Source organism: Aurantiacibacter flavus, from assembly GCF_039710615.1.
Taxonomy (GTDB): domain Bacteria; phylum Pseudomonadota; class Alphaproteobacteria; order Sphingomonadales; family Sphingomonadaceae; genus Alteraurantiacibacter; species Alteraurantiacibacter flavus.
In genome coordinates this window covers 548,092-573,544 of sequence record NZ_JBDLBR010000003.1, presented here as the reverse complement: position 1 = coordinate 573,544, position 25,453 = coordinate 548,092, and the positions used below count along the sequence as shown (strand labels likewise).

The 25,453-nt window shown below is 64.3% G+C and carries 30 protein-coding genes, 1 tRNA gene and 1 pseudogene; 20 read left to right on the top strand and 12 right to left on the bottom strand.

Annotation, left to right across the window (positions count from 1 at the left end):
* The 3 genes from ABDJ38_RS11890 to ABDJ38_RS11880 form a co-directional block, all read left to right on the top strand.
* A partial coding sequence (locus ABDJ38_RS11890) for a hypothetical protein (protein ID WP_346785315.1) occupies window positions 1-229 on the top strand: 229 nt, incomplete at its 5' end.
* A 228-nt stretch (window positions 230-457) separates the two neighbouring features.
* Window positions 458-1,930, top strand: a complete 1,473-nt coding sequence (locus tag ABDJ38_RS11885) for an oligosaccharide flippase family protein (protein WP_346785314.1) — start codon at window positions 458-460, stop codon at window positions 1,928-1,930.
* Window positions 1,927-3,039, top strand: a complete 1,113-nt coding sequence (locus tag ABDJ38_RS11880; RefSeq protein WP_346785313.1) for a glycosyltransferase family 4 protein — start codon at window positions 1,927-1,929, stop codon at window positions 3,037-3,039. The genes ABDJ38_RS11885 and ABDJ38_RS11880 overlap by 4 nt, the downstream gene beginning before the upstream one ends.
* Here the strand turns inward: ABDJ38_RS11880 and ABDJ38_RS11875 are convergent.
* Entirely contained in the window at window positions 3,036-3,950 is a 915-nt protein-coding gene (locus ABDJ38_RS11875) for a hypothetical protein (RefSeq protein ID WP_346785312.1), read from the bottom strand. The two genes, ABDJ38_RS11880 and ABDJ38_RS11875, sit on opposite strands and share 4 nt — an antisense overlap.
* Window positions 3,951-4,143: 193 nt before the next feature.
* On the opposite strand from ABDJ38_RS11875, the gene ABDJ38_RS11870 reads away from it, so the two are divergent.
* The 4 genes from ABDJ38_RS11870 to ABDJ38_RS11855 all read left to right on the top strand — a co-directional run bounded on the left by ABDJ38_RS11870 (window position 4,144) and on the right by ABDJ38_RS11855 (window position 9,092).
* Window positions 4,144-5,082: a retropepsin-like aspartic protease gene (locus tag ABDJ38_RS11870; protein WP_346785311.1), complete on the top strand. Its 939-nt coding sequence runs from the start codon at window positions 4,144-4,146 to the stop codon at window positions 5,080-5,082.
* A gap of 40 nt (window positions 5,083-5,122) precedes the next feature.
* The gene (locus ABDJ38_RS11865) at window positions 5,123-6,937 is read left to right on the top strand and encodes an ABCB family ABC transporter ATP-binding protein/permease (RefSeq protein ID WP_346785310.1); all 1,815 of its coding nucleotides are present in this window, start codon (window positions 5,123-5,125) and stop codon (window positions 6,935-6,937) included.
* Between the two features lie 12 nt (window positions 6,938-6,949).
* Window positions 6,950-7,492 carry a cytochrome c gene (locus ABDJ38_RS11860; protein ID WP_346785309.1) on the top strand — a complete coding sequence of 181 codons (543 nt, stop codon included), beginning with the start codon at window positions 6,950-6,952 and terminating at the stop codon, window positions 7,490-7,492.
* A 106-nt stretch (window positions 7,493-7,598) separates the two neighbouring features.
* A complete protein-coding gene (locus ABDJ38_RS11855; RefSeq protein ID WP_346785308.1) occupies window positions 7,599-9,092 on the top strand; it encodes a SulP family inorganic anion transporter in 1,494 nt (497 codons plus the stop codon).
* A gap of 3 nt (window positions 9,093-9,095) precedes the next feature.
* On the opposite strand, the gene ABDJ38_RS11850 is transcribed toward ABDJ38_RS11855, so the two are convergent.
* From ABDJ38_RS11850 to ABDJ38_RS11835, 4 genes are all read right to left on the bottom strand, one after another.
* The gene (locus ABDJ38_RS11850) at window positions 9,096-9,299 is read right to left on the bottom strand and encodes a DUF1737 domain-containing protein (RefSeq protein WP_346785307.1); all 204 of its coding nucleotides are present in this window, start codon (window positions 9,297-9,299) and stop codon (window positions 9,096-9,098) included.
* A gap of 10 nt (window positions 9,300-9,309) precedes the next feature.
* Window positions 9,310-10,611 carry an ATP-dependent protease ATPase subunit HslU gene (gene hslU, locus ABDJ38_RS11845; protein WP_346785306.1) on the bottom strand — a complete coding sequence of 434 codons (1,302 nt, stop codon included), beginning with the start codon at window positions 10,609-10,611 and terminating at the stop codon, window positions 9,310-9,312.
* Between the two features lie 129 nt (window positions 10,612-10,740).
* A complete protein-coding gene (gene hslV, locus ABDJ38_RS11840; RefSeq protein WP_346785305.1) occupies window positions 10,741-11,301 on the bottom strand; it encodes an ATP-dependent protease subunit HslV in 561 nt (186 codons plus the stop codon).
* Between the two features lie 45 nt (window positions 11,302-11,346).
* A complete protein-coding gene (locus ABDJ38_RS11835; protein ID WP_346785303.1) occupies window positions 11,347-11,820 on the bottom strand; it encodes an outer membrane protein assembly factor BamE in 474 nt (157 codons plus the stop codon).
* 170 nt (window positions 11,821-11,990) lie between these two features.
* Here ABDJ38_RS11835 and ABDJ38_RS11830 point away from each other — a divergent pair, with 170 nt between their 5' ends.
* Both ABDJ38_RS11830 and ABDJ38_RS11825 read left to right on the top strand, forming a co-directional pair.
* Window positions 11,991-12,509: a ubiquinol-cytochrome C chaperone family protein gene (locus ABDJ38_RS11830; protein ID WP_346785302.1), complete on the top strand. Its 519-nt coding sequence runs from the start codon at window positions 11,991-11,993 to the stop codon at window positions 12,507-12,509.
* Window positions 12,506-13,039: a YceD family protein gene (locus tag ABDJ38_RS11825; RefSeq protein WP_346785301.1), complete on the top strand. Its 534-nt coding sequence runs from the start codon at window positions 12,506-12,508 to the stop codon at window positions 13,037-13,039. The genes ABDJ38_RS11830 and ABDJ38_RS11825 overlap by 4 nt, the downstream gene beginning before the upstream one ends.
* A gap of 24 nt (window positions 13,040-13,063) precedes the next feature.
* Here ABDJ38_RS11825 and ssb read toward each other — a convergent pair whose 3' ends face one another.
* The 5 genes from ssb to ABDJ38_RS11800 form a co-directional block, all read right to left on the bottom strand.
* Window positions 13,064-13,612 (bottom strand): single-stranded DNA-binding protein, encoded by a 549-nt coding sequence (gene ssb, locus ABDJ38_RS11820; RefSeq protein WP_346785300.1) that lies wholly within the window; start codon window positions 13,610-13,612, stop codon window positions 13,064-13,066.
* Window positions 13,613-13,629: 17 nt separating this feature from the next.
* Window positions 13,630-15,474, bottom strand: a complete 1,845-nt coding sequence (gene feoB, locus ABDJ38_RS11815; RefSeq protein WP_346785299.1) for a ferrous iron transporter B — start codon at window positions 15,472-15,474, stop codon at window positions 13,630-13,632.
* The gene (locus ABDJ38_RS11810; protein ID WP_346785333.1) at window positions 15,471-15,710 is read right to left on the bottom strand and encodes a FeoA family protein; all 240 of its coding nucleotides are present in this window, start codon (window positions 15,708-15,710) and stop codon (window positions 15,471-15,473) included. The genes feoB and ABDJ38_RS11810 overlap by 4 nt, the downstream gene beginning before the upstream one ends.
* Window positions 15,711-15,784: 74 nt before the next feature.
* Window positions 15,785-16,456 carry a COQ9 family protein gene (locus ABDJ38_RS11805; RefSeq protein WP_346785298.1) on the bottom strand — a complete coding sequence of 224 codons (672 nt, stop codon included), beginning with the start codon at window positions 16,454-16,456 and terminating at the stop codon, window positions 15,785-15,787.
* Window positions 16,456-17,073: an ankyrin repeat domain-containing protein gene (locus tag ABDJ38_RS11800; protein WP_346785297.1), complete on the bottom strand. Its 618-nt coding sequence runs from the start codon at window positions 17,071-17,073 to the stop codon at window positions 16,456-16,458. The genes ABDJ38_RS11805 and ABDJ38_RS11800 overlap by 1 nt, the downstream gene beginning before the upstream one ends.
* Before the next feature lie 102 nt (window positions 17,074-17,175).
* On the opposite strand from ABDJ38_RS11800, the gene ABDJ38_RS11795 reads away from it, so the two are divergent.
* Genes ABDJ38_RS11795 through ABDJ38_RS11770 form a run of 6 tightly spaced genes read left to right on the top strand, consistent with a single transcriptional unit; the run spans window position 17,176 to window position 21,116 of the window.
* Complete coding sequence (locus ABDJ38_RS11795; protein WP_346785296.1) at window positions 17,176-17,808, top strand: SCO family protein; 633 nt, start codon at window positions 17,176-17,178, stop codon at window positions 17,806-17,808.
* Window positions 17,796-18,239, top strand: a complete 444-nt coding sequence (locus tag ABDJ38_RS11790) for a YcgN family cysteine cluster protein (RefSeq protein ID WP_346785295.1) — start codon at window positions 17,796-17,798, stop codon at window positions 18,237-18,239. The genes ABDJ38_RS11795 and ABDJ38_RS11790 overlap by 13 nt, the downstream gene beginning before the upstream one ends.
* Complete coding sequence (locus ABDJ38_RS11785; RefSeq protein ID WP_346785294.1) at window positions 18,236-18,982, top strand: M48 family metallopeptidase; 747 nt, start codon at window positions 18,236-18,238, stop codon at window positions 18,980-18,982. Before ABDJ38_RS11790 ends, ABDJ38_RS11785 begins: the two co-directional genes overlap by 4 nt.
* Before the next feature lie 48 nt (window positions 18,983-19,030).
* Window positions 19,031-19,510, top strand: coding sequence for a hypothetical protein (locus ABDJ38_RS11780; RefSeq protein WP_346785293.1), 480 nt, complete (start codon window positions 19,031-19,033; stop codon window positions 19,508-19,510).
* Window positions 19,497-20,480, top strand: coding sequence for a bifunctional diaminohydroxyphosphoribosylaminopyrimidine deaminase/5-amino-6-(5-phosphoribosylamino)uracil reductase RibD (gene ribD, locus ABDJ38_RS11775; RefSeq protein WP_346785291.1), 984 nt, complete (start codon window positions 19,497-19,499; stop codon window positions 20,478-20,480). The genes ABDJ38_RS11780 and ribD overlap by 14 nt, the downstream gene beginning before the upstream one ends.
* Window positions 20,481-20,486: 6 nt before the next feature.
* Window positions 20,487-21,116 carry a riboflavin synthase gene (locus tag ABDJ38_RS11770; RefSeq protein ID WP_346785290.1) on the top strand — a complete coding sequence of 210 codons (630 nt, stop codon included), beginning with the start codon at window positions 20,487-20,489 and terminating at the stop codon, window positions 21,114-21,116.
* On the opposite strand, the gene ABDJ38_RS11765 is transcribed toward ABDJ38_RS11770, so the two are convergent.
* On the bottom strand, window positions 21,113-22,288 hold the full coding sequence (locus tag ABDJ38_RS11765) for an amino acid aminotransferase (protein ID WP_346785289.1): 1,176 nt from the start codon (window positions 22,286-22,288) through the stop codon (window positions 21,113-21,115). The genes ABDJ38_RS11770 and ABDJ38_RS11765 overlap by 4 nt on opposite strands.
* Before the next feature lie 51 nt (window positions 22,289-22,339).
* The gene (locus ABDJ38_RS11760; RefSeq protein WP_346785288.1) at window positions 22,340-23,137 is read right to left on the bottom strand and encodes a DUF1134 domain-containing protein; all 798 of its coding nucleotides are present in this window, start codon (window positions 23,135-23,137) and stop codon (window positions 22,340-22,342) included.
* 225 nt (window positions 23,138-23,362) lie between these two features.
* Here ABDJ38_RS11760 and ABDJ38_RS11755 point away from each other — a divergent pair.
* The 5 genes and pseudogenes from ABDJ38_RS11755 to ABDJ38_RS11740 all read left to right on the top strand — a co-directional run bounded on the left by ABDJ38_RS11755 (window position 23,363) and on the right by ABDJ38_RS11740 (window position 25,441).
* Window positions 23,363-23,454, top strand: a tRNA-Ser gene (locus ABDJ38_RS11755).
* 75 nt (window positions 23,455-23,529) lie between these two features.
* A pseudogene (locus ABDJ38_RS11750) lies at window positions 23,530-23,885 on the top strand (IS3 family transposase); the annotation flags it as partial.
* Window positions 23,876-24,157, top strand: coding sequence for an integrase core domain-containing protein (locus ABDJ38_RS16975; RefSeq protein ID WP_429771111.1), 282 nt, complete (start codon window positions 23,876-23,878; stop codon window positions 24,155-24,157). The pseudogene ABDJ38_RS11750 and the gene ABDJ38_RS16975, both read left to right, overlap by 10 nt.
* A gap of 320 nt (window positions 24,158-24,477) precedes the next feature.
* Window positions 24,478-25,032 (top strand): hypothetical protein, encoded by a 555-nt coding sequence (locus ABDJ38_RS11745; RefSeq protein ID WP_346785287.1) that lies wholly within the window; start codon window positions 24,478-24,480, stop codon window positions 25,030-25,032.
* A complete protein-coding gene (locus ABDJ38_RS11740; protein ID WP_346785286.1) occupies window positions 25,025-25,441 on the top strand; it encodes a hypothetical protein in 417 nt (138 codons plus the stop codon). The genes ABDJ38_RS11745 and ABDJ38_RS11740 overlap by 8 nt, the downstream gene beginning before the upstream one ends.
* Window positions 25,442-25,453 lie beyond the last annotated feature (12 nt).

Here is a 25,453-nt window from a genome sequence, read left to right as displayed (position 1 = left end):
ACCAAATTCAAAAGCGGACAGCGATCGGTTCCCCGATTTTCACCGGGGGAGCCGGCTATCCGTCAAAAATGGCGACCTCCGCAAAGCGCCGGTGAAAACCGCCAGCGCCGCGTCGGTGGAGCCATTTAGGCGGAGGCTCGGATTCGGTCAACACGCTTTTCGCATTATCACGTCGTTTTTACGCAAAACACTGACTGGAAAAGAGAATTTCTTCGACTTTCTGCTCTGACCCTCAGGCGCTTCCCGTAAGCTCCACCGCGCCTCCCGCGAATCCGGGCGATTCCGGCAGGCCTTCTGGCCCTCACCAACCCAATTACCGGCAGCACACAACCAACAATGATCCGCTTTACGCCATCTAAAGGCAGCGGCGGCATAAGGCGGCGATGATTCCTTCCTTTGAATCCCTTGCCGAACACGAATCGTGACCGCGCGGCTTGGGCCCGGTAGGCTCACGCGTATGAGCACGTTCCGCAAATCGCTGGCGATCAACTTCGTCGCCTCCTCGGGGGCGACGATGGTGATGTTCGTCGTGTCGCTGGTGGTGGCGCGCATCCTCACGCCAGCCGAGATCGGCATCTACTCGATTGCGATCGTGCTGGTGAACATCGCCCACGTGTTTCGCGAGTTCGGCGTCAGCTCCTATCTGCAGCGGGCCGATGGCCTCACCAGGGCGCAGGTGCGCTCGGCACTGGGCGTAGCCTACGCAATCACCTGGACTGTGGCGGCGGGCGTCTGGTTCGCGAGCGACTGGGTCGCCGGCTGGTTCGGCTATGACGCAATAGGCCCGGTGATGCGCATCCTTGCGGTGAGCTTCCTGTTCATCCCCTTTAGCTCGGTAGCGCTCGCGCTCCTGCTGCGCGAATACGATGCGAAGAAGATTGCGGTCGGCACGGCGGTTGGCACGGCGGCTTATTCTGCGACTGCGATTGGACTGGCGCTGGCTGGCTTGGGGGCAGCGAGCCTGGCTTGGGCGAATCTGGCCAATGTCGTTTCGACCGGTGTCGTCTATATATGGCTACGTCCCCTGCACATGGCATACCTCCCGCGCTTTCGCGAGACCGGCGGCATTCTCCGCTTCGGTTCGGGCGCGCTGTTCACCAACCTTGTGAAGGCTGGCAACAATGCCCTGCCCGATCTGATTCTCGGCAAGATCGGCTCCGCGCGGCAGGTCGGCCTGCTCAGCCGCGCCAATTCGACCGTCTCGATCTTCATGTATGTGGCAGGTTCGGCAATCACCTTTGGTTCGCAGACCTATCTCGCCAAGGCGCACCATGCTGGCGAATCGCTGGAGCCGCTGCTGCATCGGGCCATTGGCCTCGTGACCGCGATTGGCTGGCCGCTGCTGGCGGTGACGATGATCGTGGCCGAAGACATGGTGGTCGGCCTCTACGGTGAGACCTGGCTCCCCGCCGCGCCTGCCATCGCGCCGCTCGCGCTGATGGCGGCGATCGACCTGACCTTCCACTATCACACCGCTGCCTTCAACGCGATCGGGCGGCCCTATCTCGCCTCGATGCCATTGCTCGGCACAGCGCTGTTCCGGATAGGGCTGGGGTTGATCTTGTGGAACGGCGATATCGTTTCGTTCGGCTGGGCCATGATGCTGGCGACGCTGACAAGCTCAAGCGTATGGCTCACCCTCCAGCGGCGCCACCTGGGCTGCGGACTGACCTCCTTCGCGCGGATACTGTTGCCAGGCGCCGTAGTCGCCGTGGTCTGCGCGGGCGTGGCCTATATAAGCCAGCTCGCCATCGCAAAGGTCGGAATCGGCTGGCCGATCGTGCGGCTGCTGGTGCTGGGGGTACCCGTAACCGCGTGCTGGCTGGCAATGCTGCGCATCTTGCGCCATCCTTTGTTCGACGAGGTGGCGATGCTGGCAGGCAAGCTGGGCATCCCACTGTCTCCGCTTGGGAGCAAGAAGACTGCATGAGCCGCAAGGGTATCCTGTTCTGCATGCGCTACCCTGATGATCAGGGATTCGTCTGGCGCACGGTGGTGCGCGTGCGCGACCGGATTGCAGGGCTGCTCACCGATTACGATTCGTACGTCGCCTTCCCAACTCTCACCGGCCGTTCGGTCCACCGTATCGAACACATGCGGCCGGTGGAGCTGGACTGCTACCATCTTAGCGCGGTCAATAAGGAGAAGCTGGCGCAGTTCGTCGCCGCGAACGATATCGCGGCCATCGTCTATATGAGCGCCCTGCCCACCTCGCTCGATATGGCCTTCCTGCGCTCACTCGGGGTGAAGACGATCAATACCGAGCAAGACAGCTTCGATCACCGGGTGCGCGATTCGCTTCCCCGGCAGATCGCCAAGTTCGTGGTACGCCGCATCCTGAAGCGCCAGTTGCACGATCTGCACATTGCCAACTCTGCCTCGCAAGGCGAATGGCTGAAGAGCTACACCAAGATTCCGCCCGAACGGCTGGTGATCATTCCCAACGGCATCGACACCGATCATTTCGTGCCTCCAAGCGAATCGCGCGAAGATGGCAACGTGCACGTGCTCTGCGCCGGGCAGGCGCGCCGGGAAAAGCGGATTGAACTAATTCTACGCTGCGCAGAGCGCGTTCTGACGCAACCGGAGTTCGCAAATGTCAGCTTCAGCTACGTCGGCGACGGCGAAATGCGCGGCGAATGGCAGGAACTGGCTACCGGCATGGGCCTTGCCGAACGCTTCCGTTTCATCGGCGCGCGGGCAGACCTGCTGCCTTTCTTCCAGTCGGCAGACCTGATGGTCCACGCAGCCGAGCGCGAGAGCTTCGGGCTGGTGCTGGCCGAGGCGATGGCCTGCAAAGTGCCGGTGGTCGCCTGCGCCGCCGCGGGGCCGAGCGAGATCGTCGCCGACGGCATCACCGGAAGGCTGGTGGCGCTCGACGACGAGGCCGGCTTTGCCGAGGCCGTCGAGGACTATCTGCGCGATCCGGCCCTGCGCGCGGCACACGGCGTAGCGGCACGCGCGCGGGTGGTGGAGAATTTCTCAATGGAGCGTCAGGTCCGCGACATGGCAGAAGCCATCGCAGGAGTATTGCGCTAGTCCCGCAGGCTGGCGATCACCTCGCGGCAGGCCGCGACATATGCGCCGCGGTGGAAGCGATAGGTGCCGATGAAGTGGATGAAGCGCACGTCATCAGAAATCCCCTCGTCCCAGAAATTCATATAGCGGTCGTAGGGTAACAGCAGCGCACTCTCTGCATTGGCGACCACGAAGTTACTCGTGACCTGTTCGCTCCCCCATTCGGACCACTTCGCCCTGCCAAGCAAGGCCTCGGCACCTTGCGAGAACTCCACCGCCAGCGCCGGTCCAGCCGCTTCCTTTGCAAACCCGGTGAAGCCCGAACACCCGCGCACATAGTACGGATCGGAAAGGCTCGGCACCACCAGTTCGTCCATCCGCGCCTCGAGCGCTGCCTGAACATGCTCGGTCGGATGGCCCCGATGCCGCCGGGCAATCTCGGCCACCGGCAGGATCTGCGCATCGGCGTCTCCGCGGATCGTGAAGCTGCGGTTTGCGGCAATGCTCTGCACCACTTCCGGCACCGCGCCGGTTGTAACGGTGTCGCTGTCAAACTGGATAACGTAGTTATCGCGGCGCAGGTCGAGGATCGCCAGCAGCCGCTCCCAGGTGCCTCCGCGCGGACAGGGCCCTGTGGCGACCGACGCGATCGGGATAATCTCCGGATTGTCACAATGGTGCGCCAGCACTTCCTTGTCGCGGCCAGTCAGCGTTCCATCGTCAAGGATCACGAACCGCCCCGCATGGAGGCGCGCATGAAGGCTCTTGGCAGCGACCAGATACGGCAGCAGCACGCGCGTACCGATCATCGAGAACAGCACCAGTCCGTCTTCGCGTGCCGCAACCGGGGGCGTCGAAAGTATTCCTGCGATCCGCCTCGGAAACAAATGCTCGCGCAGGCGGCGGATAATCCTTGCTGGCAGGCTGCTCAAATCGGATACCTTCTGGTCATCGTCTCTCGCCGCTTCAGGCGCGGCACGCGGCGGTGTGCACAGGGCATAGCTCCCGCTTCTCAATAAAGCGTTGACCATGCTCCGGTTCCCCTCGCTTTGGCCGACAAGCAATCGGTGCTATAACACCACTCATGAAACGGCAGGCACCGACTTGCCGTTCGGGAGAAAGACCATGAGCCTGATCGCCATGGCGAGCGCGCTTATCGCCACCGTCGCCAACCCCGCCCCCGAGGCCACCGCAACGCCTGCGCCTGAGCGCGAGCTGACGCTGTCCGAGATCATCGCCTTCGAGACCGAACGTTATCGCCGCATGACCGTGCCCGTGACGATCCGCGGCGAAGGGCCCTTCCGCTTCCTTGTAGATACAGGTGCCGAAGCAACTGTGGTCGCACGCAATGTGGCTGACCAGCTCGAACTGTTCGACCGCGACACGGTAATGCTGGTCGCCATGGCCAGCCAGCGCGAGGTGGAAACCACGGCGTTACCTACCATCGGCCTTGGCAGCCGCGAGTTCGACCTGGCCACGGCGGCCATCCTCGAGGGCGCGCACATCGGCGATGCCGACGGTATCCTCGGGCTCGACTCGTTGCAGGATCAGCGCGTGCTGTTCGATTTTGAGAACAGTCACATCGCCGTCGCCCACGCCGACGAACTGGGCGGCAACCGGGGATTCGATATTGTGGTGCGCGCACGCCAGCGGAAGAACCAGTTGATCGTGCAGCGTGCCGAGATCGACGGGGTCGATGTCGATGTGGTGATCGACACTGGAGCGCAAGGCTCAGTGGGCAATCTCGCTTTGCAAAACCGCCTGCGCAGGGCGCGGTCTGCTGACAATGCCGTGATGACAGACGTCAATGGCGTCAGCCTTGTCGGCAACACGCGGATCGCACGCACCCTGCGGCTCCAACGGGCGGCGATCAACAATATCGCCATCACCTTCGCCGATTCGCCGACCTTCACGGCGCTCGGGCTGGCCGACCGGCCCGCCATGGTATTGGGGATGAGCGAGTTGCGCCTGTTCAAACGTGTGGCGATCGATTTCGAAAGCCGACGCGTGCTGTTCGATCTGCCCGACGGCTCGCGCATCGGCGACCGCAGCCTGTTCCGGTAAAACTTGCCAGCGCGCGCGCGAGGCCCCACTTGGGGCGATAATGCGCGACATGCAGACCCCCGCCACCGGAGAAATCGCCGACTGGGCCACCATCCGGCGGTTCCTGCCCTATATGTGGCCCAAAGGCCGGCCCGATCTCAAACGCCGGATTGGCGGCGCGGCCTTTTTCGTGCTCCTCGCCAAGGTCGTCGTCCTCACGCTTCCCCTCGCCTATGCCGGAGCGGTGGACACCATGGCGGCCGAGGGCGACCCCGCGCTGTGGGTCGCGCTGGGGCTGGTGATTGCCTATGCCGCCGGGCGCTTTGCCACGGTCCTGTTCGACCAGAGCCGCAACATGGTGTTCAACCGCGTGGGGCAGGATGCCGTGCGCGGACTGTCGGAAGATGTGTTCGAGCGGTTGCACCAGCTTTCGCTGCGCTTTCATCTGTCGCGCCGGACGGGCGAAATCACCCGCGTGATCGAGCGCGGCACCCGCTCGATCAGCCAGATGCTCTATTTCCTGCTGTTCAACATCGCCCCGACCGTGGTCGAGCTGGTGGTGGTGGGCGTGATCTTCTGGACGATCTTCGGCTGGGAGCTGGTCGCCGCAACGGCGGTGACGGTGGTGGGCTTCATCTGGATCACGCAAGCCATCACCGAGTGGCGCGTGGGCCTGCGCAAGCAGATGAACGACCTCGATGGCACCGCCATGGCCCGCGCGGTTGATTCGCTGCTGAACTACGAGACGGTGAAATATTTCGGCGCCGAAGCACGCGAGAAGGAGCGGTTCGCCTCGGCCACCGGCGCCTATGCCGAGGCTGCGATCAAGACCGAGAACTCGCTCGCGCTGCTCAACATCGTGCAGGCGCTGATCCTGCAGGGAATGATGGCCGCAGCCATGGCCTGGACCGTATGGGGCTGGAGCAAGGGCGAGTTGACGCCAGGCGATCTGGTGCTGGTGAACACCTATCTGATGCAGCTGTTCCGCCCGCTCGACATGCTGGGCTGGGTCTATCGCACGATCCGGCAGGGGCTGGTCGACATGGCCGACATGTTCAAGCTCCTCGACCGCGAAGTCGAGGTGGAAGACAAGCCGGGCGCCCCTGCGCTGGTGCTGCGCGAGCCGACCGTCGTGTTCGACAATGTCACCTTCGGCTATGATCGCGAACGCCCGATCCTCAAGGGGCTCAGCTTTGAAGCGAAGGCAGGCGCGCATATCGCGCTGGTCGGCCCCTCGGGCGCGGGCAAGAGCACGGTGGGGCGGCTGCTGTTCCGGTTCTACGATCCGTGGGAGGGTCGCATAACGATCGACGGCACCGACATTGCCGATGTTACGCAGGAGAGCCTGCGCGCGGCAATCGGGATCGTGCCGCAGGATACCGTGCTGTTCAACGATACGCTCGCCTACAACATCGCCTATGGCCGCGAAGGCGCGAGCGACGAAGAGATTGCGCAGGCCGCACGCGATGCTGCCATTGCTCCCTTCATCGACAAATTGGCCACCGGCTACGACACACAGGTCGGCGAACGTGGGTTAAAGCTCTCCGGCGGTGAGAAGCAGCGCGTGGCGATTGCCCGCACCCTGCTCAAAGGCCCGAGCATCCTGCTGCTCGACGAGGCCACCAGCGCGCTCGACAGCCGGACAGAGCAGGATATCCTCGAAACGCTGCATCGGGTATCGGCGGGGCGGACCACCATCGCCATCGCGCACCGCCTGTCGACCATTGCCGATGCCGATTTGATCCATGTCATGGATGATGGCCGCGTGGTCGAGCAAGGCGATCATGCAGGGCTTTTGCGCCAAGGCGGGCTATATGCCGAGATGTGGAACCGGCAACAAAGCGAAGCGGCCGAATTGCAGGATGCCGCAGAATAGGGAGCACGGATAATGCAGATATGGTCACGGCGGGCAACGGCAATCTCTGGTCTTGCGCTGGCCCTGGCTGCCTGCGCGACGGTGGATCAGGCATCGACGATCCCAGACACCTATTTCGTGCGCGAAGGCATGGTGGACCAGATCAACCCGCCGATCACCGCGATCTGGGACATGCAGGTCGAGGTGATGGACGACGAAGGCAATTTCGACCCCGCGCTGATGACCGCCGACACCTGGGCCGCGCTCAAGAGCCATGCCGCCAACCTCGATATCCAGGCCGCGAAAATGGCCGGGGCCGAGCGCTTCGTGGCAGCCGATCCGAATGGCGAGCTGACCGAAGCGCCCGAAGGCACCGACCTTGCCGCAATCCAGCAGCGGCTCGATACTTCGCCGCAGGCTTTCCGCGCCATGGCGACCGCAATGCGCGCCCAGACCGCGCAGCTGTTGCTGGCCGCGCAGGCGCAGGATGCGGCCCGGGTCACCCAATTGGTCAACGATCTTCAGCCCAGCTGCAAGTCGTGTCACGACGTGTTCTGGTACCCCGAACAGGGCTGATCCGGATGGGCCACGCCTTGCATTGCGGCGCGCAATAAGGCAGGCGCGCAGTTCTGACTGAAGCGGCGCGCCGATCCGGTGTGCCCCCAGCAAACGGACATGCCCCATGCTCAACACTGCCACGCTCCGGCGTGACTGGCTCGGCCAGCCGCGTGCCGATATCCTCGCCGGGATCGTCGTTGCCCTCGCGCTCATTCCCGAGGCGATCGGCTTTTCGATCATTGCGGGCATCGATCCGCGCGTGGGCCTCTATGCCTCGATCACGATTGCCATGGTCATCGCCTTCACCGGGGGCAGGCCGGGCATGATCTCGGCCGCCACCGCCGCGGTGGCCGTGGTGGTGGTGCCGCTGGTGCGCGATCACGGGGTGGAATACCTGTTTGCCGCGACCATCCTGATGGGAGTGATCCAGGGCGTGGCATCGGTGCTGCGGCTCGATCTCATGATGCAGTTCGTGTCGCGCTCGGTCATCACCGGCTTCGTCAACGCGCTGGCGATCCTGATTTTCGTGGCGCAGCTGCCGCAGCTGATCGACGTGCCGATAATCACCTACCCGCTCGTCGCCGGGGCGCTGGCAATTATTTACCTGCTTCCGCGCCTCACCACTGTGGTGCCCAGCCCGCTGGTGGCGATCATCGTGATCGGGCTCATCACCATCGGGCTCGACCTTGAGGTGAACACCGTGGCCGACATGGGCGAGCTGCCCGAAGGCGTGCCGTTCTTCCATATTCCGCAGGTGCCCTTCACCTGGGAGACGCTGCAGATCATCGCCCCCTATGCGTTGACCATGGCAGCGGTAGGCCTGCTCGAATCGCTGCTCACCGCCCAGATCGTCGACGACATGACGCACACCGAAAGCGACAAGCGGCGCGAGACGGCGGGCCAGGGCATTGCCAGCTTCGTGACCGGTTTCTTCGGCGGCATGGGCGGCTGCGCGATGATCGGGCAGTCGGTGATCAACGTGACCAGCGGCGGGCGCGGACGGCTCTCGACCTTCACCGCCGGCCTCACCCTGCTGATCCTTCTCGCGCTGCTCGGCCCTGTTGTCGGCCAGATCCCGATGGCGGCGCTAGTGGCGGTGATGATCATGGTCAGCATCGGCACCTTCTCGTGGAACTCGATTCCCAATATCCGCCACCACCCCTGGCCTTCCAGCGTGGTGATGCTGTCGACGGTGGCAATCGTGGTCTGGTCGCACAACCTCGCGCTCGGCGTGGTCGCTGGCGTGCTGCTGTCGGGCATCTTCTTCACCGGCAAGGTGCAGCGCATGTTCAAGGTCGAGCGGGTGCGCGAAGGCGACAAGGCCGTATATTGGGTGACGGGGCAGATCTTCTTCGCCTCGGTCAGCCGGTTCTACGCCCAGCTCGGCCCCGAGGGCGACCATGCCGACGCCGCCGACCATGTTGTGATCGACGTTACCAAGGCCCACTTCTGGGATATCTCGGCGGTGGGCGCGCTCGACAAGGTGGTCGAACGGATGCGCCGCCATGGGCGCAGCGTGCAGGTGGTCGGCCTCAACGAAGCGAGCGCCGACCTCGTCGACAAGTTCGCACTGACCGACAAGACTGGCGTCGAGATCGGCCTCGCGCCGCACCCATAGGGCCTAGTTCCCGGGTTCGTAGCCCGGCCAGACCACTGCCTGCGCGCACCTGGTCTGGCCGCGCCACCAGTCGTAGCTAAGCTTCGGCTCGCCATAAAGCTCCCAGCCCTCTTCGAGCGCTTTGGAGACCTTCTCGCAGAAGGCGCGGTCGTCCTTGCCGGTGAGCAAGCGATAGGGCAGCGCGCCCTCGGGTGGTCTGCTGGCCATGGCTTACCCCTTACAGGATATATTTGCTGAGATCGGCATCGCCTGCCAGCTCACCGAGCCTCTCGCGGACATAGGCGGCATCGATGGTGACGCTTTCGCCCTTGCGGTCCTCGGCTTCGAACGACAGCTCTTCGAACAGCTTTTCCATCACCGTCTGCAAGCGCCGCGCGCCGATGTTTTCGACGCTTTCGTTCACCTGCGCGGCGATCTTCGCGATCTCGGCAATGGCTTCCTCGCCCAGTTCGACCTGCAAGTCCTCGGTGCCGAGCAAGGCCCTATATTGCGTGACGAGATTGGCCCGCGTTTCCGACAAGATGGCGATGAAGTCCTCTTCGGTGAGGCTGCGTAGCTCGACGCGAATCGGCAGGCGGCCCTGCAATTCGGGCAGCATGTCGCTCGGCTTGGAGACGTGAAACGCCCCGCTGGCGATGAACAGCACGTGGTCGGTCTTCATCGGGCCATACTTGGTGGCGACCGTGGTGCCTTCGATCAGCGGCAGCAGATCGCGCTGCACGCCTTCGCGGCTGACCGAACCGCCGCCGCGCACATCCGAGACCGCAATCTTGTCGATCTCATCGAGGAAAACGATCCCGTTGGTCTCGGCATTGGCAAGCGCCACGCGCGCCACATCGTCCGAATCGGTGCGCTTCTCGACTTCCTCGTCGACCAACCGGTCCCATGCCTCGGGCACCTTCAGCTTGGCCCGCTTCTTGGGCGGACCACCGAGGGCCTTGCCCATCATTTCGGAAAGATTGATCATGGTTGCGCCGCCACCCATGCCCGGGATGTCCATCTGCATGTTGGGCTGGTCGACCACCTCGATCTCCACCTCGGTGTCGTTCATCGCGTTCTCGACGATGCGGGCGCGGAAGCTGGCGCGGGTCGCCTCGCTCGCGCCATCGCCCACCAATGCGTTGAGCAGCCGCTCCATCGCCGCCCCGCTGGCCGCCTCGCGCACCTTCTCGCGGCGCAGATCCTTTTCCAGCCGGATCGCCTCTTCCACCAGATCGCGCGCGATCTGCTCCACATCGCGGCCAACGTAGCCGACCTCGGTGAACTTGGTCGCCTCGACCTTCACGAAGGGCGCCTCGGCCAGCCTGGCGAGGCGGCGGCTGATCTCGGTCTTGCCGCAGCCGGTGGGGCCGATCATCAGGATGTTCTTGGGCGTGACCTCGTCGCGCAGGTCATCGGGCAGGCGCTGGCGGCGCCAGCGATTGCGCAGCGCCACGGCAACCGCGCGCTTGGCCTCCTTCTGGCCGATGATGTGCTCGTCGAGCGCGGCGACAATCGCCTTGGGGGTGAGGTTGTCCATGTGTTTGGTCCCGATCAGGAAATCCGCTTGCCCTGAGCTTGTCGAAGGGCTGCACTTCTCTTCAAATCCGGCGCGCGGGCCCAGAGAAAAGCAGTGCTTTGACAAGCTCAGCACGAACGGTGGTAAGTACTAAACGCTTTCCAGCGTCACGTTGCCATTGGTGAAGACGCAAATATCTGCCGCAACCGCCATCGCCTTGCGGGCGATTGCCTCGGCCTCGTCCTCGTAATCTGCCACGGCGCGCGCGGCGGCGAGCGCATAGTTGCCGCCCGAGCCGATTGCCGCGATCCCGCCCTCGGGCTCGAGCACGTCACCATTGCCGGTCAGCACCAGCAGCGTGTCCTTGTCGGCCACGATCATCAGGGCTTCGAGGTTGCGCAGATACTTGTCCGTGCGCCAGTCCTTCGCCAGCTCCACCGCAGCGCGCAGAAGCTGGCCGCGATATTGTTCGAGCTTCTTTTCGAGCCGTTCGAACAGGGTGAAGGCATCGGCAGTCGCGCCGGCAAATCCGGCGATGACCTTGCCGTCCTCGCCCAGCCTGCGCACCTTGCGTGCATTGGGCTTCATCACGGTGTTGCCCATGGAAACCTGCCCATCGCCCGCGATCACGGTCTGCTCGCCCCGCTTCACGCCGATGATGGTGGTGCCGTGCCACTGGATCAGGCCGTGGCTCGCCCTATCGTCACTCATGCGGCGGATATGGGCAGGATACCCACCGCCTGCAAGCGTCTGCGATCAGCTACCCGCGCCGCCGCCGCCAAGACCACCCGCGCCGACCGTGCCGATATTGCCGAACAGGTCTTCGAGGAAGCCGCGATGGCGGCCCAGCGTCGGTGTCTCGTCGCTTTCGGGGTTGAGGCGGACAACCTGCTCGATCCCGGTGCGATCAGCCGCGGTAACGGTGCCAGCCGCATCGAAGTGGACCGCAAACACAGTATGCTCATCGATCCGGGGACGGGTGAAGGGCGCCTGCGTGGTGCGGCTGGAGATATAGTACCAGATCGGATCGCCGAACTCGCTCACCATGGTCGGCTCGCCCAGGGTACCGCGTACCGACTGTTTGTTGTCGAGCCCCGGCGCGACCGAAGCGACCAGCGTTTCGTCGATGATGTAGCCGCGATGATTGGTGATCGAGGAGCAAGCCGAGGCCAGCACTGCCAGCGTGGCGACCATGCCGATCCGTCCACCTGCTCGCAACAACCCTGCCATAAGTCTCACTTCCTTTGTCACCACGCGCGATTGCCAGCGCCCCGGCGGTTACTCTATTGGATGCAACAGCGCCTTAAGCAAGCCTGCCCGCTTGCGCAATGGCAGCCGGGGCCACCGGGTGCGGCTCGCGCATTGAACCATGGCTTAACGATAGGACTTGTCCACCGAAGATGTCGCTCATTTCCCGCCTTCTCAAGCCCAACGCGGACCCGCGCGAGGCTTTGCGCCCGCTGTGGCACGATATCGTGATCGTCAGCCGCGAATGCGAGTGGTATGCCGACTGCGGCGTGGCCGATACTGTCGACGGGCGCTTCGACATGATCGCGCTGGTGCTGTCGCTGGTGCTGCTCCGAATGGAAAAGAGCCCTGAGCTTACCCCGCAAACCGCGCGGCTGACCGAGCTGTTCGTCGCCGACATGGACCGGCAACTGCGCGAAACGGGCGTGGGCGACCTTATGGTGGGCAAGCGCATGGGCAAGATCATGAGCGCGCTGGGCGGCCGCATGGGCGCGCTGCGCGAGGCCATGACCGAAAGCGATGCGACGCTGGCGGTTATCCTCGCTCGCAACGTGCGGCTGGCGGACGAAGAGAAGAAGCCCTTCCAACTCGCCGTGCGCACGCGCGCCCTCCATGCCGACCTTGCCGCGCAGACAGACGAGGCCTTGCTGGCCGGAAAGGTGCGACCATGAGCGAAGGCGACAACGCCGCTCCCGAATTTTCCCGCATCGTCGATCGCCGCTCGGTCGGCGAGGCCCCGGTGCGAATCGGCGCGAGCGAAGCCGAATGCAAGGCGTTGGCCAAGCGTTTCGGGCTGGTCTCGGTGCTACGGCTGGAGGCCGATATCGTGCTTGATCTTGCAGGTGACGATGTGCTCGCCAGCGGCAACCTTCGTGCCGACATAGTGCAGAGTTGCGCTGTGAGTGGCGACGATCTGCCTGTCGCGATCGAAGACGCGTTCTCGCTGCGATTCGTGCCCGAGGAAGACTGGGCCGACTACGAGGCGGAAGAGGTGGAGCTGGGAGCCGAAGATCTCGACGCCCTGCCCTATGACGGAACCAGCTTCGATCTGGGCGAAGCGGTGGCGCAGAGCCTTGTGCTGGCCATCGATCCCTTCGCCACCGGCCCCAATGCGGACAAGGTCCGCAGCGAAAAGGGGCTCGACAATCCGGCCAAGGGCGGCGCGCTGGCCGAAGCGCTGGCTCAGCTCAAGAAAGACTGAGCCAGCGAAACAAGACGGCGCGACTCAAAATGGGATGTCGTCGTCGAGATCGTCGTAGTTCGAGCCGCCGCTGGCAGGCGCATTGCCGCCTTGGCCGCCGCCGCCCTGGTTCCAGCCGCCCTGGCTGGCCGCACCGCCGCTGCGCGCGCCACCGCCATAGCCGCCACCACCCGAGCTGCCGCCGTAGCCTCCTCCGCCACCGCCGCCGCCACTGCCGCCGGACGCACCGTCGAGCATGGTCATGACCGAATTGGGGCCGCGCAGCACGACCTCGGTCGAATAGCGGTCATTGCCGTTCTGGTCCTGCCACTTACGGGTCTGCAACTGGCCTTCGAGATAGACCTTCGAGCCCTTCTTGAGGAACCGCTCGGCAACGCCCGCCAGACCTTCGTTGAAGATCGCCACTGTGTGCCATTCGGTGCGTTCCTGCCGCTCGCCGGTGTTGCGATCCTTCCACGTCTCCGACGTGGCGACGCGCAGGTTGCAGACCTTGCCGCCGTTCTGGAACGTGCGCACCTCGGGATCGGCGCCCAGGTTCCCGATCAGCATTACCTTGTTGAGGCTTCCCGCCATTTGCCAACTATCCTTCGCTACAATCCCAGGGCGACCGCGCCCCAATAGGTGATTCCGGCGAAGACATAGGCCAAACCAAACAGGTAGGCCAACATGACAACGGGCCATTTCCACCCATTCGTCTCACGACGAGCGACGGCGATGGTCGAAAGGCACTGCGGCGCGAACACGAACCAGGCGAGGAACGCCAGTGCCGTGGGCAGACTCCAGTTCGCAGCCAGCCTTTCGGTCAGCCCTGCGGCCTGTTCATCCTCGTCACCGTCGATGGCATAGGTGGTCGCCAGCGCGGAAACCGCCACTTCGCGGGCCGCCATGGCAGGGATCAACGCGAGGCTGATCTCGTGGTTGAAGCCGATCGGCTCCATCACGACGTTCAGACCATCGGCAATATGGCCGGCAATGCTCGCCTCGACCTGGCTTTCGCCGGGATCCGCCTTGGGAAAGCTCAACAGCACCCACAGGATCACAGTCGCCATGAAGATGATCGTGCCTGCGCGGCGCAGGAAGATAAACGCGCGCTGCCACAGGCCGATCAGCAAATCGCGCAGCGGCGGCACCTGATAGCGCGGCATTTCCATGATGAAGCCAGACGCTGCGCCCTTGGTCACCGTACGGCGCAACACCAGCGCCACCAGCATCGCGCCAACGATGCCGAACAGGTAGAGCCCGAACAGAACCAGCCCCTGCAGGCCAATGCCCGGCCCGACACTGCGCGCAGGAATGAAGGCACCAATGATCACCGCGTAGACCGGCAATCGCGCCGAGCAGGTCATCAGCGGGGCGATCAGGATCGTGGTCAGCCGGTCCTTCGGGTCGGAAATCGCCCGGGTTGCCATGATGCCGGGAATGGCGCAGGCAAAGCTGGAAAGCAGCGGAATGAAGCTGCGCCCAGACAAGCCGACATAGGCCATCAGCCGGTCCATCAGGAAGGCAGCGCGCGCCATGTAGCCCGATTGCTCCATCGCCAGAATGAAGGCGAACAGGATGATGATCTGCGGCAGGAACACGATCACCGAGCCGACTCCGCTCAGCACGCCCTGCGTCAGGAAATCCTGCAGGATGCCAGCGGGCACCGTGGCCTCGACGAAGCCGATCATCGTCTCGATCATGCCTTCGATCAGTCCGATGAACGGATCGGCCCAGGCGAACACCGCCTGAAACATCACGAACAGCAAGGCGAGCAGGATAACCGGCCCGGCCCAGGGGTTCAGCAGCACCTTGTCGAGCCGCGAGTGCCAGCGGTACGCCACCGTTTCCGACAGGATCGCTCCCGCAGCCATGTTGTGCGCGTTGAGACGCCGTTCGGGCAGGCTCAGCTCGGCCACCTCGTGGCGCAGCGAACTATCCTGCTGCGGTGCCTTCTCGATCTCGGCCAGCAGCGCATCGAGCCCGCGCTTGCGCACGGCCACTGTTGGCACCACTGGCACGCCAAGCGCCGTCGACAGCGCCGCCGGATCGAGCACCAGCCCGTCGCGTTCGGCAAGGTCGACCATGTTGAGCGCCACCACCACCGGCCGCCCCAGCGCGATCAGCTCCTGCGCGAAGACCAGATGCTGTTCGAGGTTGGCCGCATCGACCACCACCACCAGCACCTCGGGCATGGCTTCACCGCGAAAGCGGCCCATTACGACCTGGCTGGTCACTTCCTCATCGGGGCTCGCCGCATCGAGCGAATAGGAGCCGGGCAGATCGACCAGCTCGATCGGCTGGCCCGAAGGCAGCGCGGCGCGGCCTGCCTTGCGCTCCACCGTCACGCCCGGATAGTTGGCGATCTTCTGGCGCGCGCCGGTGAGCGCGTTGAACAGGGCGGACTTGCCGGCATTGGGGTTGCCGACCAGGGCGATAACGGGAACCCGGCTCATGGGTGCTTCACCTGCATGGCGCGCGCATGGGCGCGGCGAATGGCTATCGTAGTGCGACCAAGGATGATGGCCATGGGATCGCTGCCGAAAAAAATGCCGCGATGGGCCACGGCCACCCTCGCCCCTTCGTCGAGCCCCAGCGCCCGCAGGCGCTTGGCTTCCTCGGGCGCAAGTGCATCCCAGTCAACGGCAGTAATCTCGGCGCGGGCGCCGGGAGCGATCTGGTCTAGTGTCAGTTGCGTATCCACAAGCGCTCCCGTGCCAGAACCGCCGTGCTGCTGCAACTGATTGTCATTAAGACTGATCGAGATCAGCTTTGCGGATAGCGTAAGCGCCCGAGAAAGCGGACAATGTCGAAATGCTCGCGTTTGCTGGTGAGCTGTGCCTTTGCCTTCTCGAACTTCATCACCCCGTCGATCCGCCGGTCGAGGAAGGCGTGAGTCTCGGCCTTGCCCTCGCTCTGGTCCTCGATGAACACGGCCAGCGTGGCGGCATAGATCGATGCTAGGATCGCGCGCTTGGTGTAGTGGTTGTAGTCGGTCGCGGTGTCACCGGCGAGCCGCCACATGGCGTCGGCGCTGCTCCAGCCGAGCTTCAAAGCACGCGGGGCATTGGTCGGCATGGCCTGAATTGCCAGCGCGCGCGAAAGCGCTTCCTCGAGCCCGGCGGCCTGATCGAGCCGGAACCGCACCAGCGCAGCAATACGGTCGCGAATTTTCATGTTGCCGAGCCGCCCATCGGCGAAGTGCGTCCGCATCGCGGCATCGGTCGCGGCGACGAAAGCCTCGATCATCGTCATCGGGCCGCCCGCGAAGGCCAGCCGGGCCACGGCCGGATCGACGCCCTCGGCTTCAGCCGCAGCATGCACCGCCGCCTCGGTCCAGCCGTCGAACACCGCCGCCTGCGCCAGCGCCGGAGCCAGCGCGATGCGCACATCGGCCAGCGAACCGGCCTGTTCCAGCGTATCAGCAGCCGCGCCCATCAGAAGCTCGGCCCGTAGATGCGCCCATCATCGGGATCGGCATCGGCGGCGTTGTCGTGCTCCTCGATCAGCATCAGCATCCGTTCTGCGCCGCGCTCGCTAGCATAGTCTCGCGCGCTGCGGCCGGCATTGTCTGTCTTGTCGGGATTGGCATTGGCCTTGAGCAGGACCTCGACCAGTTCGCCATTACGCGAGAGTACGGCGGAAATCAGCGGGGTCTGCCCGGTAAAGTCGGTCTCATCGACGCGCGCACCACCGGCAATCAGCGTCTCCACCCCTTCGAGGAAGTTCAGCCGGATCGCGAGGCCAAGCGGGGTCACGCCCTGCTTGTCTGCGATATTCGGGTTGGCGTTCTGCTGCAGCAACCAGCCGGTCCACGTGTTGTCACGGCGGCGGACCGTGTAATGCAAGGCGGTTTCGCCGGTGGAGAGATCGCGTGCGTTGACCACGGTCGAGCCGGGCTCGTTGAGCATCGAGGTGGCGACGTCGCCATCCTTGTCCTTCACCGCCTGGAGGAACTTGTAGCCATCGGAATACATCTGCGCCGAAGCGGGAACCGCGCCCAGCACCAGGGCTGCAAGCACGATAATGAATTTGCGAAAAGCGGGCTGCGCCACGCCGTCCTCCTGTTGCTGCACCAAGCTTCTGCGCAAAAGCCGCGCATTTCGTGGCATCCGGCTCTTGCCTGTGGCGCGTTAGCAGAGCATGAACCCCTCGTCATGCCCACAATACTTCCGGCACGCCTCGCCTCCAGACGCCTAGGCCCGCTCCTGCTCGCCCTTGCTGCCCTGTCGCCGCTCGCTGGCTGCGGCCCCGGCCAGCCGCCGCTCGAACAGGGCGCGCTCTGGGGCTCCTCGATCGGGGGCGACTTCACGCTCGTCGACGAGACCGGCAAGACCGTTCACGCGTCGGACTATGACGGCAAGTGGAAGGTGGTCTATTTCGGCTATGCCTTTTGTCCTGATGTCTGCCCGTTCGATATGCAGCGGCTCGGGCAAGGGCTGAAGCTGTATGCCGCCGAGCATCCCGATCTCGCTAAGGACGTGCAGCCGCTCTTCATCACTATCGACCCCGAGCGCGACACGCCCGAGGTGCTGGCAGAGTTCACCGCCAATTTCTCGCCCGACTTGATCGGCCTCACCGGCACGCCCGAACAGGTGAAGGCCGCCGCCGACGCCTATTCGGTCTATTTCGCCAAGGGCGAGGTAAACGAGAACGGCGGTTACATGATGGACCACTCCAACGCCGCCTACCTGATGGACCCTGAGGGCAATCCCGTCGCCCTGATGCCGGTCGATGTGAAGGACCAGGGACAGGCAGTCGCCGCGGAACTGGCCAAATGGGTGCGCTAAGGGACCGTTTCTGGGAACTGCCGCTGACCAGCCTCTTGCGCGACGAGTGGGAGGCGCTGTGTGATGGCTGTGGCCGCTGCTGCCTGCACAAGCTGGAGGACGAGGACTCAGGCGCGATCCTTGAAACCAACGTCGCGTGCAAGCTGCTCGACACCGGCACCGCGCGGTGCAGCGATTATGCCCACCGCAAGGCCTTCGTGCCCGATTGCCTGCGACTGACCCCCAAGCTGGTAGCGCAGGTGCCCTGGCTGCCCGAAACCTGCGCCTACAAGCGCCGCGCCGATGATCGCCCGATCCCGCGATGGCACCCGCTGTTGACCGGCAGCAAAGATGCCATGATCGCCTCAGGCGCATGTGTCGCCGGGCGCTGCATCAGCGAGACGGAAGCCGGGCCGATCGAGCACCATATTGTGGACTGGCCCGAGGAATGATCGACTGGCTGCGCAATCGTCAGGCTCACCCGCTCGACGATCCGCAGATCGAGATCGCCGGTCGCACCCTGCCGCTTGCCATCCGCCGCCTCAAGCATGCGCGCCGCCTCACCATGCGGCTGGCGCGCGATGGCAACGAGGTGCGGATCACCATGCCGACCTGGGCGCGCACGACGGACGCGCTCGCCTTCGCCCATGCCCGGCATGATTGGATCGCGGCGCAGCTCGCCAAGGCTGTCCCTCCGGTGGCGGTAATAGACGGCAGCACCATCGCCTTTCGCGGCGACACGTTGCGGATCGCTTGGGACAAGACCTTTCCGCGCAACCCGGTGCCCGACGATGGCGCGTTGTTGCTGGGCGGCCCGCAAGAGCGGATCGAAGCCCGAGTCCAGCGCTGGTTAGAGGGCGAGGCCCTGCGGCTGGCAGGCGATGACCTTGCCTTCTATTGCGCGCGTGCGGAGGAGGCCCTGCCCAATCTCGGCCTGTCGCGCGCGCGCAAGCGCTGGGGCTCGTGCTCGGGCGACCGGCAGAATGGGCGAACGATCCGCATCAACTGGCGACTGGCGATGGCGCCCGACTTCGTGCGCCGCTCGGTGGTCGCGCATGAGGTGGCCCACCTCGCCCACTTCGACCATTCGCCCGCCTTCCACGCGCATCTGGCCCGCCTGTTCGAAGGCGACGTCCGCGCCGCCGACCACTGGCTGAAGGCCGAAGGACCGAAGCTCTACGCTGCTTTCGTCTAAGCGCGGGGTACTGGCGGTCTTGCGGCAAAGGCCCTATCAAGGACGGGCATGAAACGCTTTTTCCGTCGGATTTCGCCCAAGCACGCGGCGCAGGACTTCGCCTCCCAATGGCGCGCCGAGACGCCCTACCGCTGGCATATCCTCGGCATTGCCATGGCCATGACCTTTGCCATCTTCATGCTGTTCATCCCCAAGAGCGTGCGCATCGCCCCTGTCCCGCCCGAGGTTGTCTACATCTCGACGCTCGACGAGAACCGCACCGATGCCGAGATCATCGCCTCGAACTGCGCCAACCAGAAGCTGAAGGACGAACTGGAGGCGAAGCTCGAACAGCAGGAGGAGGCGCGCAAGGAAGCCTATGCCGCGCTTGGCCGGGCGACCTTCATCGACGTCGAAGAAATGCAGGCCGAGATCGAGGCCGAACAGGCCGCCGCCCGTGCCGCTGCCGAGGCGGCAGGCGAAGTGGGGCCGAGCGAGGAAGAGGTCGCCAAGAGCGTCGAGGAATATTGCGCACGTGCCGCCGGCTAACGACGCGCGCTGGCTCGCTGCCGCTGCCGCGCTGGCCGAGCGCGCGCGACCTGTGGCCAGCCCCAATCCCGGGGTCGGCGCGCTGATCCTGCGCGATGGCCGCGTGGTCGGGCGCGGCTGGACCGAGGCGGGCGGCCGCCCCCACGCAGAGGCTGTTGCGCTTGCCGAAGCGGGTGATGAGGCGCGCGGGGCCACACTTTATGTCACACTCGAACCTTGTGCCCATGTCTCAGCGCGCGGGCCAGCCTGCGCCGACCTGATCGTGGCTGCGGAGGTCGCGCGGGTGGTGATAGGCATGGCAGACCCCGATCCACGCACCTGCGGCAAGGGAGCTGCACGTCTGCGCGAGGCGGGAATCGCCGTCACCGAAACGCACAGCAGCGCGGCGGCGATGGGGCTTGAAGGCCATGCCTGTGCGCTATCGTTGGGCCGCCCGCATGTGACGTTGAAGCTCGCTTTGTCGCTCGATGGCTGCATCGCCACCGCGCAAGGCGAGAGTCGGTGGATCACTGGAGAGGCAGCACGTGCGCATTGCCACCGCGAACGGGCACGCGCGGATGCGATCCTCGTCGGCGGCACCACCCTGCGCACCGACAATCCCCGGTTGGACGTGCGCCTGCCGGGGCTGGAAGACCGCTCGCCTTCCCGCTGGGCATTGACCTCGGGCGAAGTCCCGGCTGGCTGGCAAAAGCTCGCCTCGCCCGCCGACATCCCCGCCATGGACGGAGTACGCTACCTGTTCGTCGAGGGCGGTGCGGCCACGGCGGCAAGCTTCCTGCGCGCCGACCTTGTCGACCGGCTACTGATCTACCGCGCGCCGATCCTCATCGGCGGTGGCCTCCCCGCTATTGCCGACATCGGCCTTGGCTCTCTGGCCCACGCCCACGGGCGCTGGACCTTCGCCGGATCGCGCCAACTTGGCAGCGACCGACTCGAAGTCTATGCCCGCGCCCGCAACGAAGGGATCTAAGCGAGCATGTTCACCGGCATCGTCACCGCCATCGGCATTATCCAGAGCGTCGAGCAGCGCGGCGACCTGCGTGCAGTCATCGCCTGCCCGTTCGATCCCGCCACGTTCGATATCGGCGCTTCCATCGCCTGTTCTGGCGTCTGCCTCACCGTCGTCGCCAAGAGCGGCACCAAAGGCGCTATGACCTTCGCGGTCGATATTTCGGGAGAGACCGTCTCGCGCACCGCGCCGGGCATGTGGACCAAGGGAGCCAAGCTCAACCTCGAACCATCGCTGCGGCTGGGCGACGAACTGGGCGGACATATCGTTACCGGCCATGTCGATGCCGTGGGCACGCTGGCGGACTGGCGGCCCGACGGCGATTCAACCCGCCTCACCATCGCCGCCCCCGCCAGCCTTGCGCCATTCATCGCCGCGAAGGGCTCGATCACGGTCAATGGCGTGTCGCTGACGGTCAATGCAGTGAGCGACACGCCCGACGGCTCGGTTCAGTTCGAGCTGAACATCATTCCGCACACCGCCGATGTCACCACGCTCGGCGAACTTCGGCAGGGGGCGAGCGTCAATCTCGAGATCGACACCATCGCCCGCTACCTCCAGCGGATGCAGGCTCTGCGCGCGAACGCGGGTGCTTAACCGGCAACCGCCTCCAGCGCCTTCACGAAATTGCCGATATTGCCGCTGGTCAGGCCCGCCACGTTGATGCGGCCCGAGCCCGCCATATAGACCCCGTGATCGGTGCGCAGCGCGCCGATCTGATCCTTGTCGAGCGGAAGCATAGCGAACATGCCCTTCTGCTCGCCCAGCGGCGTAAGGTCGACCGAGCCCGCCTTGCCGGCGGCGGCAAGCTGGCTGCGCACTTCGCCGATACGCGCGCGCATCGAGTCGAGTTCATCCAACCACTGCTTGGTGTGCGCTTTGTCGTTCAGGATCAGGCCCACGGCGGCAGCCCCGTGATCGGGCGGCATCGACCAGTTGGCACGCGCCAGCGCACAGCCGTTCGACATGATCCGCACCGTGTCGTCAGCCGTCTTGCCGAGCGCATAGAACGCACCGACACGGTCACGATAGAGGCCGAAGTTCTTGTCGCAGCTGTAGGCGATCAGAGCTTCCGGCACAGAGGCGACAACCTTGCGCAGGCCATAGGCGTCTTCTTCCATCCCATCGCCCAGGCCCTGATAGGCGAGGTCGACGATTGGCAGGATCTCGCGCTCGACCAGCAGGTCGACGATCTCGTCCCACTGCGCGGGGGTATAGTCGATGCCGGTCGGGTTGTGGCAACAGCCGTGCAGCAGGACGGCGTCGCCCTTGCCTGCGTTCTGCAGCGCCGTGCGCAGGGCATCCATGTTGGCGCTTCCGTCTTCCGCGCGATGGTCGAATCCTTCGACAGTCATCGCGAGATCGGCAAAAATCTGCGCGTGGTTAGGCCAGCTCGGGGTGCCCATCAGCACCTTGGCAACGCCCGCCTTCTTGGCGAGGCCTGCCGCGATACGCACACCGCCGGTGCCGCCGGGAGTCTGCATACCGTCGATCCGGCCGCCCATATCGCCCGCTTCGCCGAACACGTGCGGGATCAGCGCCTTGACGAAGCCCATGTCGCCCTCAGGGCCGAGGTAAGCCTTGCTCGGCTGCTCCGAGACCAGCCGCTGCTCGGCAGCCTTGATCGCGCCGAATACGGGCGTCGCCCCATCGCTGGTGCGGTAGACACCCACGCCAAGGTCGATCTTAGTCGGCCGGGGGTCGGCGTCGTAGAGCTTGATCAGCGCAAGCAGCGCGTCGGGCGGTTGTTGGTCGAGTCTGTCGAGCATAGTGGCCGCCCTTTGCCGTTCACCGCCGTCAAGGGCAAGGCCGTTTTGCGATCAGAACGGCAACCAGCGCTGCTTGTGGCTGAAACGCATATATCCCGCGTTGATCCCGAGCCGCAGACCCGCGCCGACGCGAATCGGAATCAGCACGATGTCGCCGCGCCGCAGATAGCTGACGTTGAACCCGCCGACGAAGTAGGCCTGCCCCTCGCCCGCCGGGAAACGTTCGAACAGCTCTTCGGTGTCGTAGAGGTTGTAAACCAGCACGAAGGTGTTGGCGGCATTGGCCCCCGCATCGAGCCCGATCGACGGGCCGGTCCAGTAGACCGGCTTGTTACCCTCGATCTTGTGGTGCAGCGTGCCCGAGCCATAGCGCACGCCGACGATGAACGCCCCGCCGCCTTCGCGCCCGACGATATAGCCATTGGGCTGTCCCTGCTTGGCGAGAATATCCTCGATCAAGCGTGCGAGGCCTTCGGCGCCCTTCCCGAATAGCCCTTCAGCGGCGCCGATCAGGTCGTCTTCGGCATAGGTATCGTCATTGGCCGCAGTGGTGGCGGGCGCGGTCGTCGTCGTGCTGTCTTCCGGCAGGCTGTCATAGCGGCTCGACGGCAGGTCGAGCGAGGGGCGCGGCGTTTCCGGCGATTGGGTGCTGGTGTCGTATTCGGGCGTGATCCATCCATCGCCGTTGTCGGCGGGGACTTGCGGAGTGGTCGTTTCACCTTCGAGGTCGCCGTCGATCACGAGGTTCGGGTCGACCGTCTCGATCTGCTGCGCGCTGACCGGGGCCGCGACAAGCGCGAGGCTCGCGGCGACAAGGCCCGCCCAGCGGGTGACAATGGCGATGTTCATGGTGGCGCCCTCTTCAAATTGCGCGTGTATCTTCCGTGGCTCGCACAAGAATCCCCGGCGGCTGAAGCGGCAATGAACGCGCGGCAAGGCGAGTCTCTTTTGCGGTGAACCGAATCGGTAAGTGGGCGGGCAGTGCCGTCGACCGCGCGCGGTGAAATTTAGGTGTTGCGCGGTCTTGATGCGTTGGCGAGGCGCGGTTATAGGGCCGGGCTTGCCGCTGGGTCCGGAGACGTGGGTGAGTGGCTGAAACCAGTTCCCTGCTAAGGAACCATACCTCTATCGGGGTATCGAGGGTTCGAATCCCTCCGTCTCCGCCACCGGGCCTTCCAAGGCAGTCCGGCATTACCTATATCTCCCTAAGAAGCTTTACAATATCGCCGCTTGCGACGCTTGTGGCGGAGGTCTGCCACAAGGCAGGCATAAGCCAGGTGACCCACTTCAAGAAATACGCAGGGTTGATGCCATCGGAGATGCGGCGGCTGCGTGAGTTGAAAGACGAGAACGGCCGGCTGAAGAAGATCGTGGCTGACCTGACGCTGGATCGCGAGATGCTGCAGAATGTCATCAAGCGAGAGCTCTGAGGCCGGATCGGAAGCGTGAGATCATCGACGTGGTCCGGCAGGACTGGCAGGTGACGATCCGCAGGGCACGTTCAGCCTTGCAGTTTGATCGTTCGACCTAACATTACCAATCCCGCCGTACTGATCCGGCCTTTCTGAATAATGGTATCAAGGATATCTGCAAAACGCCTGCGAAAAGCTGGAGGCTTGGCGTAGACACTACAACGAAGAGCGACCGCACAGCGCGATCGGGAATATCCCACCGATCATGCTGTCAAACTCAGCCGGTGAAACCAGGCCACCGGATCTGGGAAAGGCGGGAAACTCCAGACCCGAGTGGTCCGAGGTTGGGTGGCAGGGCAGAAGGAGCGAGACGCTACCTCTGAATGGTAACGATCAGGGGAGCACGTCGGCGACAATTGCCCACAAGGGGACCTCCAGCAGTGGAAAGGTTGCGTAGGTTCAGCGCACCCGCCCCACATTAGAACCACCGCGTTGGAAAGAGGGACGAGGAAAACGCTCCTCGCGCTCATACAAATGCTATTGCAAGTTAATCGCATTAGTGGGTATGGGTGCCCATAGAGGTGGCGATGGACATGACAATTCCTGCACAGACCCGGTCAGCTTCAGTGACTTCGGTATCTATCTATGGCCGATGTTCGCAATGGCGCCCCGCCAGCGAGGAAGCTGCCCAAGGATGCTGGCCGCAATGCGCCCGGTTGGCACAGATGATTGCGCAACTGAATCAGGAGCGCCTTCTTACAACGGAGGAGCCGATCCGTGTCTGATTTTGCGGGATGTCGGCTTGATCGCCTTGAGCCCGGTGCGCACTTCCTTGTCTCGGCGATGCGGGAGTGGGTCATCGGTGCGCAAAGCCGCCGCTGCGTCTGTGCGACGATTGACAGGGCCTTTACTGCCTACCGCGTGGAGCAGGTGGCCGCATCTTTTCACCGCATGATGCGCACCATTTCTGGCCACGCGCAGACGTCGATCTATTTCGGGCAGCGCGATCGCGAGACCATAACGGCCCACGAAGCGCTATTGCTTGAAGCATTAGCGCACTCGCAAGCCCACAACGGGGAAGGCGAAGAGTCGGTTCGCAGGCTTGCGTCCCATCTGGTTCATGCCCCGATGGCGCCAACCCTGGCAGAACAGATTTACCGTATATCCCGGAGTCTCGACTGTTCGGGCCACAAGGTGGGCGTACGAGCCCCTGGAATGGCGGAGGGTACGCTGCGAGGCATCGTCCAGCAGGCGCTCTCAGGCCTCCCCCTCTCCCTCCGGAGCGCCCTCTGGGGTGCCAGCGATCAAGGCCCGGTCAGCCGCGATGTATGAATGGCTCGATCGTCCGCTTTCCAGACTCGACGCGCGCGACAGCTTGCTGGTCTGGAGCACGCGGCGTTGGCAGCTCGATATGGATACGACCGGGTGCGGCTGCACTCGTGTTGGGCCGGCCTTTCATGCCTGTGGGATGATCACGGCCCTGCCGTTCTTCGAGATCGCCATGACCATCGTCCGCCACGCCAAGATCGAACCGTTTGTGATCGGAGGCGATACGGTTTCCGAGGATGAGGCCATTCTGCTCTCGCTCATTGATCAGGCTGGCTGGCGTCCGCGCTGGCAGATGATGGGGCGGCTTGAGGGCTTTGTCGCGCCAGCCAAGGTGGTCCCGCTGGTGAGTGCGTTCACACGGCTTGCGCCTCTCCTTACCTCCGTCAGCCGTTCGCCTCGGCAGCCAAGCTAGATAGTATTCAAA

Excerpts from the sequence above, each read along its gene's own strand:
- ABDJ38_RS11885 (WP_346785314.1), top strand. The coding sequence starts at position 458 with ATGAGCACGTTCCGCAAATCGCTGGCGATCAACTTCGTCGCCTCCTCG.
- ABDJ38_RS11880 (WP_346785313.1), top strand. The coding sequence starts at position 1,927 with ATGAGCCGCAAGGGTATCCTGTTCTGCATGCGCTACCCTGATGATCAG.
- ABDJ38_RS11870 (WP_346785311.1), top strand. The coding sequence starts at position 4,144 with ATGAGCCTGATCGCCATGGCGAGCGCGCTTATCGCCACCGTCGCCAAC.
- ABDJ38_RS11865 (WP_346785310.1), top strand. The coding sequence starts at position 5,123 with ATGCGCGACATGCAGACCCCCGCCACCGGAGAAATCGCCGACTGGGCC.
- ABDJ38_RS11860 (WP_346785309.1), top strand. The coding sequence starts at position 6,950 with ATGCAGATATGGTCACGGCGGGCAACGGCAATCTCTGGTCTTGCGCTG.
- ABDJ38_RS11855 (WP_346785308.1), top strand. The coding sequence starts at position 7,599 with ATGCTCAACACTGCCACGCTCCGGCGTGACTGGCTCGGCCAGCCGCGT.
- ABDJ38_RS11850 (WP_346785307.1), bottom strand. The coding sequence starts at position 9,299 with ATGGCCAGCAGACCACCCGAGGGCGCGCTGCCCTATCGCTTGCTCACC.
- hslU (WP_346785306.1), bottom strand. The coding sequence starts at position 10,611 with ATGGACAACCTCACCCCCAAGGCGATTGTCGCCGCGCTCGACGAGCAC.
- hslV (WP_346785305.1), bottom strand. The coding sequence starts at position 11,301 with ATGAGTGACGATAGGGCGAGCCACGGCCTGATCCAGTGGCACGGCACC.
- ABDJ38_RS11835 (WP_346785303.1), bottom strand. The coding sequence starts at position 11,820 with ATGGCAGGGTTGTTGCGAGCAGGTGGACGGATCGGCATGGTCGCCACG.
- ABDJ38_RS11830 (WP_346785302.1), top strand. The coding sequence starts at position 11,991 with ATGTCGCTCATTTCCCGCCTTCTCAAGCCCAACGCGGACCCGCGCGAG.
- ABDJ38_RS11825 (WP_346785301.1), top strand. The coding sequence starts at position 12,506 with ATGAGCGAAGGCGACAACGCCGCTCCCGAATTTTCCCGCATCGTCGAT.
- ssb (WP_346785300.1), bottom strand. The coding sequence starts at position 13,612 with ATGGCGGGAAGCCTCAACAAGGTAATGCTGATCGGGAACCTGGGCGCC.
- feoB (WP_346785299.1), bottom strand. The coding sequence starts at position 15,474 with ATGAGCCGGGTTCCCGTTATCGCCCTGGTCGGCAACCCCAATGCCGGC.
- ABDJ38_RS11805 (WP_346785298.1), bottom strand. The coding sequence starts at position 16,456 with ATGGGCGCGGCTGCTGATACGCTGGAACAGGCCGGTTCGCTGGCCGAT.
- ABDJ38_RS11795 (WP_346785296.1), top strand. The coding sequence starts at position 17,176 with ATGCCCACAATACTTCCGGCACGCCTCGCCTCCAGACGCCTAGGCCCG.
- ABDJ38_RS11790 (WP_346785295.1), top strand. The coding sequence starts at position 17,796 with ATGGGTGCGCTAAGGGACCGTTTCTGGGAACTGCCGCTGACCAGCCTC.
- ABDJ38_RS11785 (WP_346785294.1), top strand. The coding sequence starts at position 18,236 with ATGATCGACTGGCTGCGCAATCGTCAGGCTCACCCGCTCGACGATCCG.
- ABDJ38_RS11780 (WP_346785293.1), top strand. The coding sequence starts at position 19,031 with ATGAAACGCTTTTTCCGTCGGATTTCGCCCAAGCACGCGGCGCAGGAC.
- ABDJ38_RS11770 (WP_346785290.1), top strand. The coding sequence starts at position 20,487 with ATGTTCACCGGCATCGTCACCGCCATCGGCATTATCCAGAGCGTCGAG.
- ABDJ38_RS11765 (WP_346785289.1), bottom strand. The coding sequence starts at position 22,288 with ATGCTCGACAGACTCGACCAACAACCGCCCGACGCGCTGCTTGCGCTG.
- ABDJ38_RS11760 (WP_346785288.1), bottom strand. The coding sequence starts at position 23,137 with ATGAACATCGCCATTGTCACCCGCTGGGCGGGCCTTGTCGCCGCGAGC.
- ABDJ38_RS11740 (WP_346785286.1), top strand. The coding sequence starts at position 25,025 with ATGTATGAATGGCTCGATCGTCCGCTTTCCAGACTCGACGCGCGCGAC.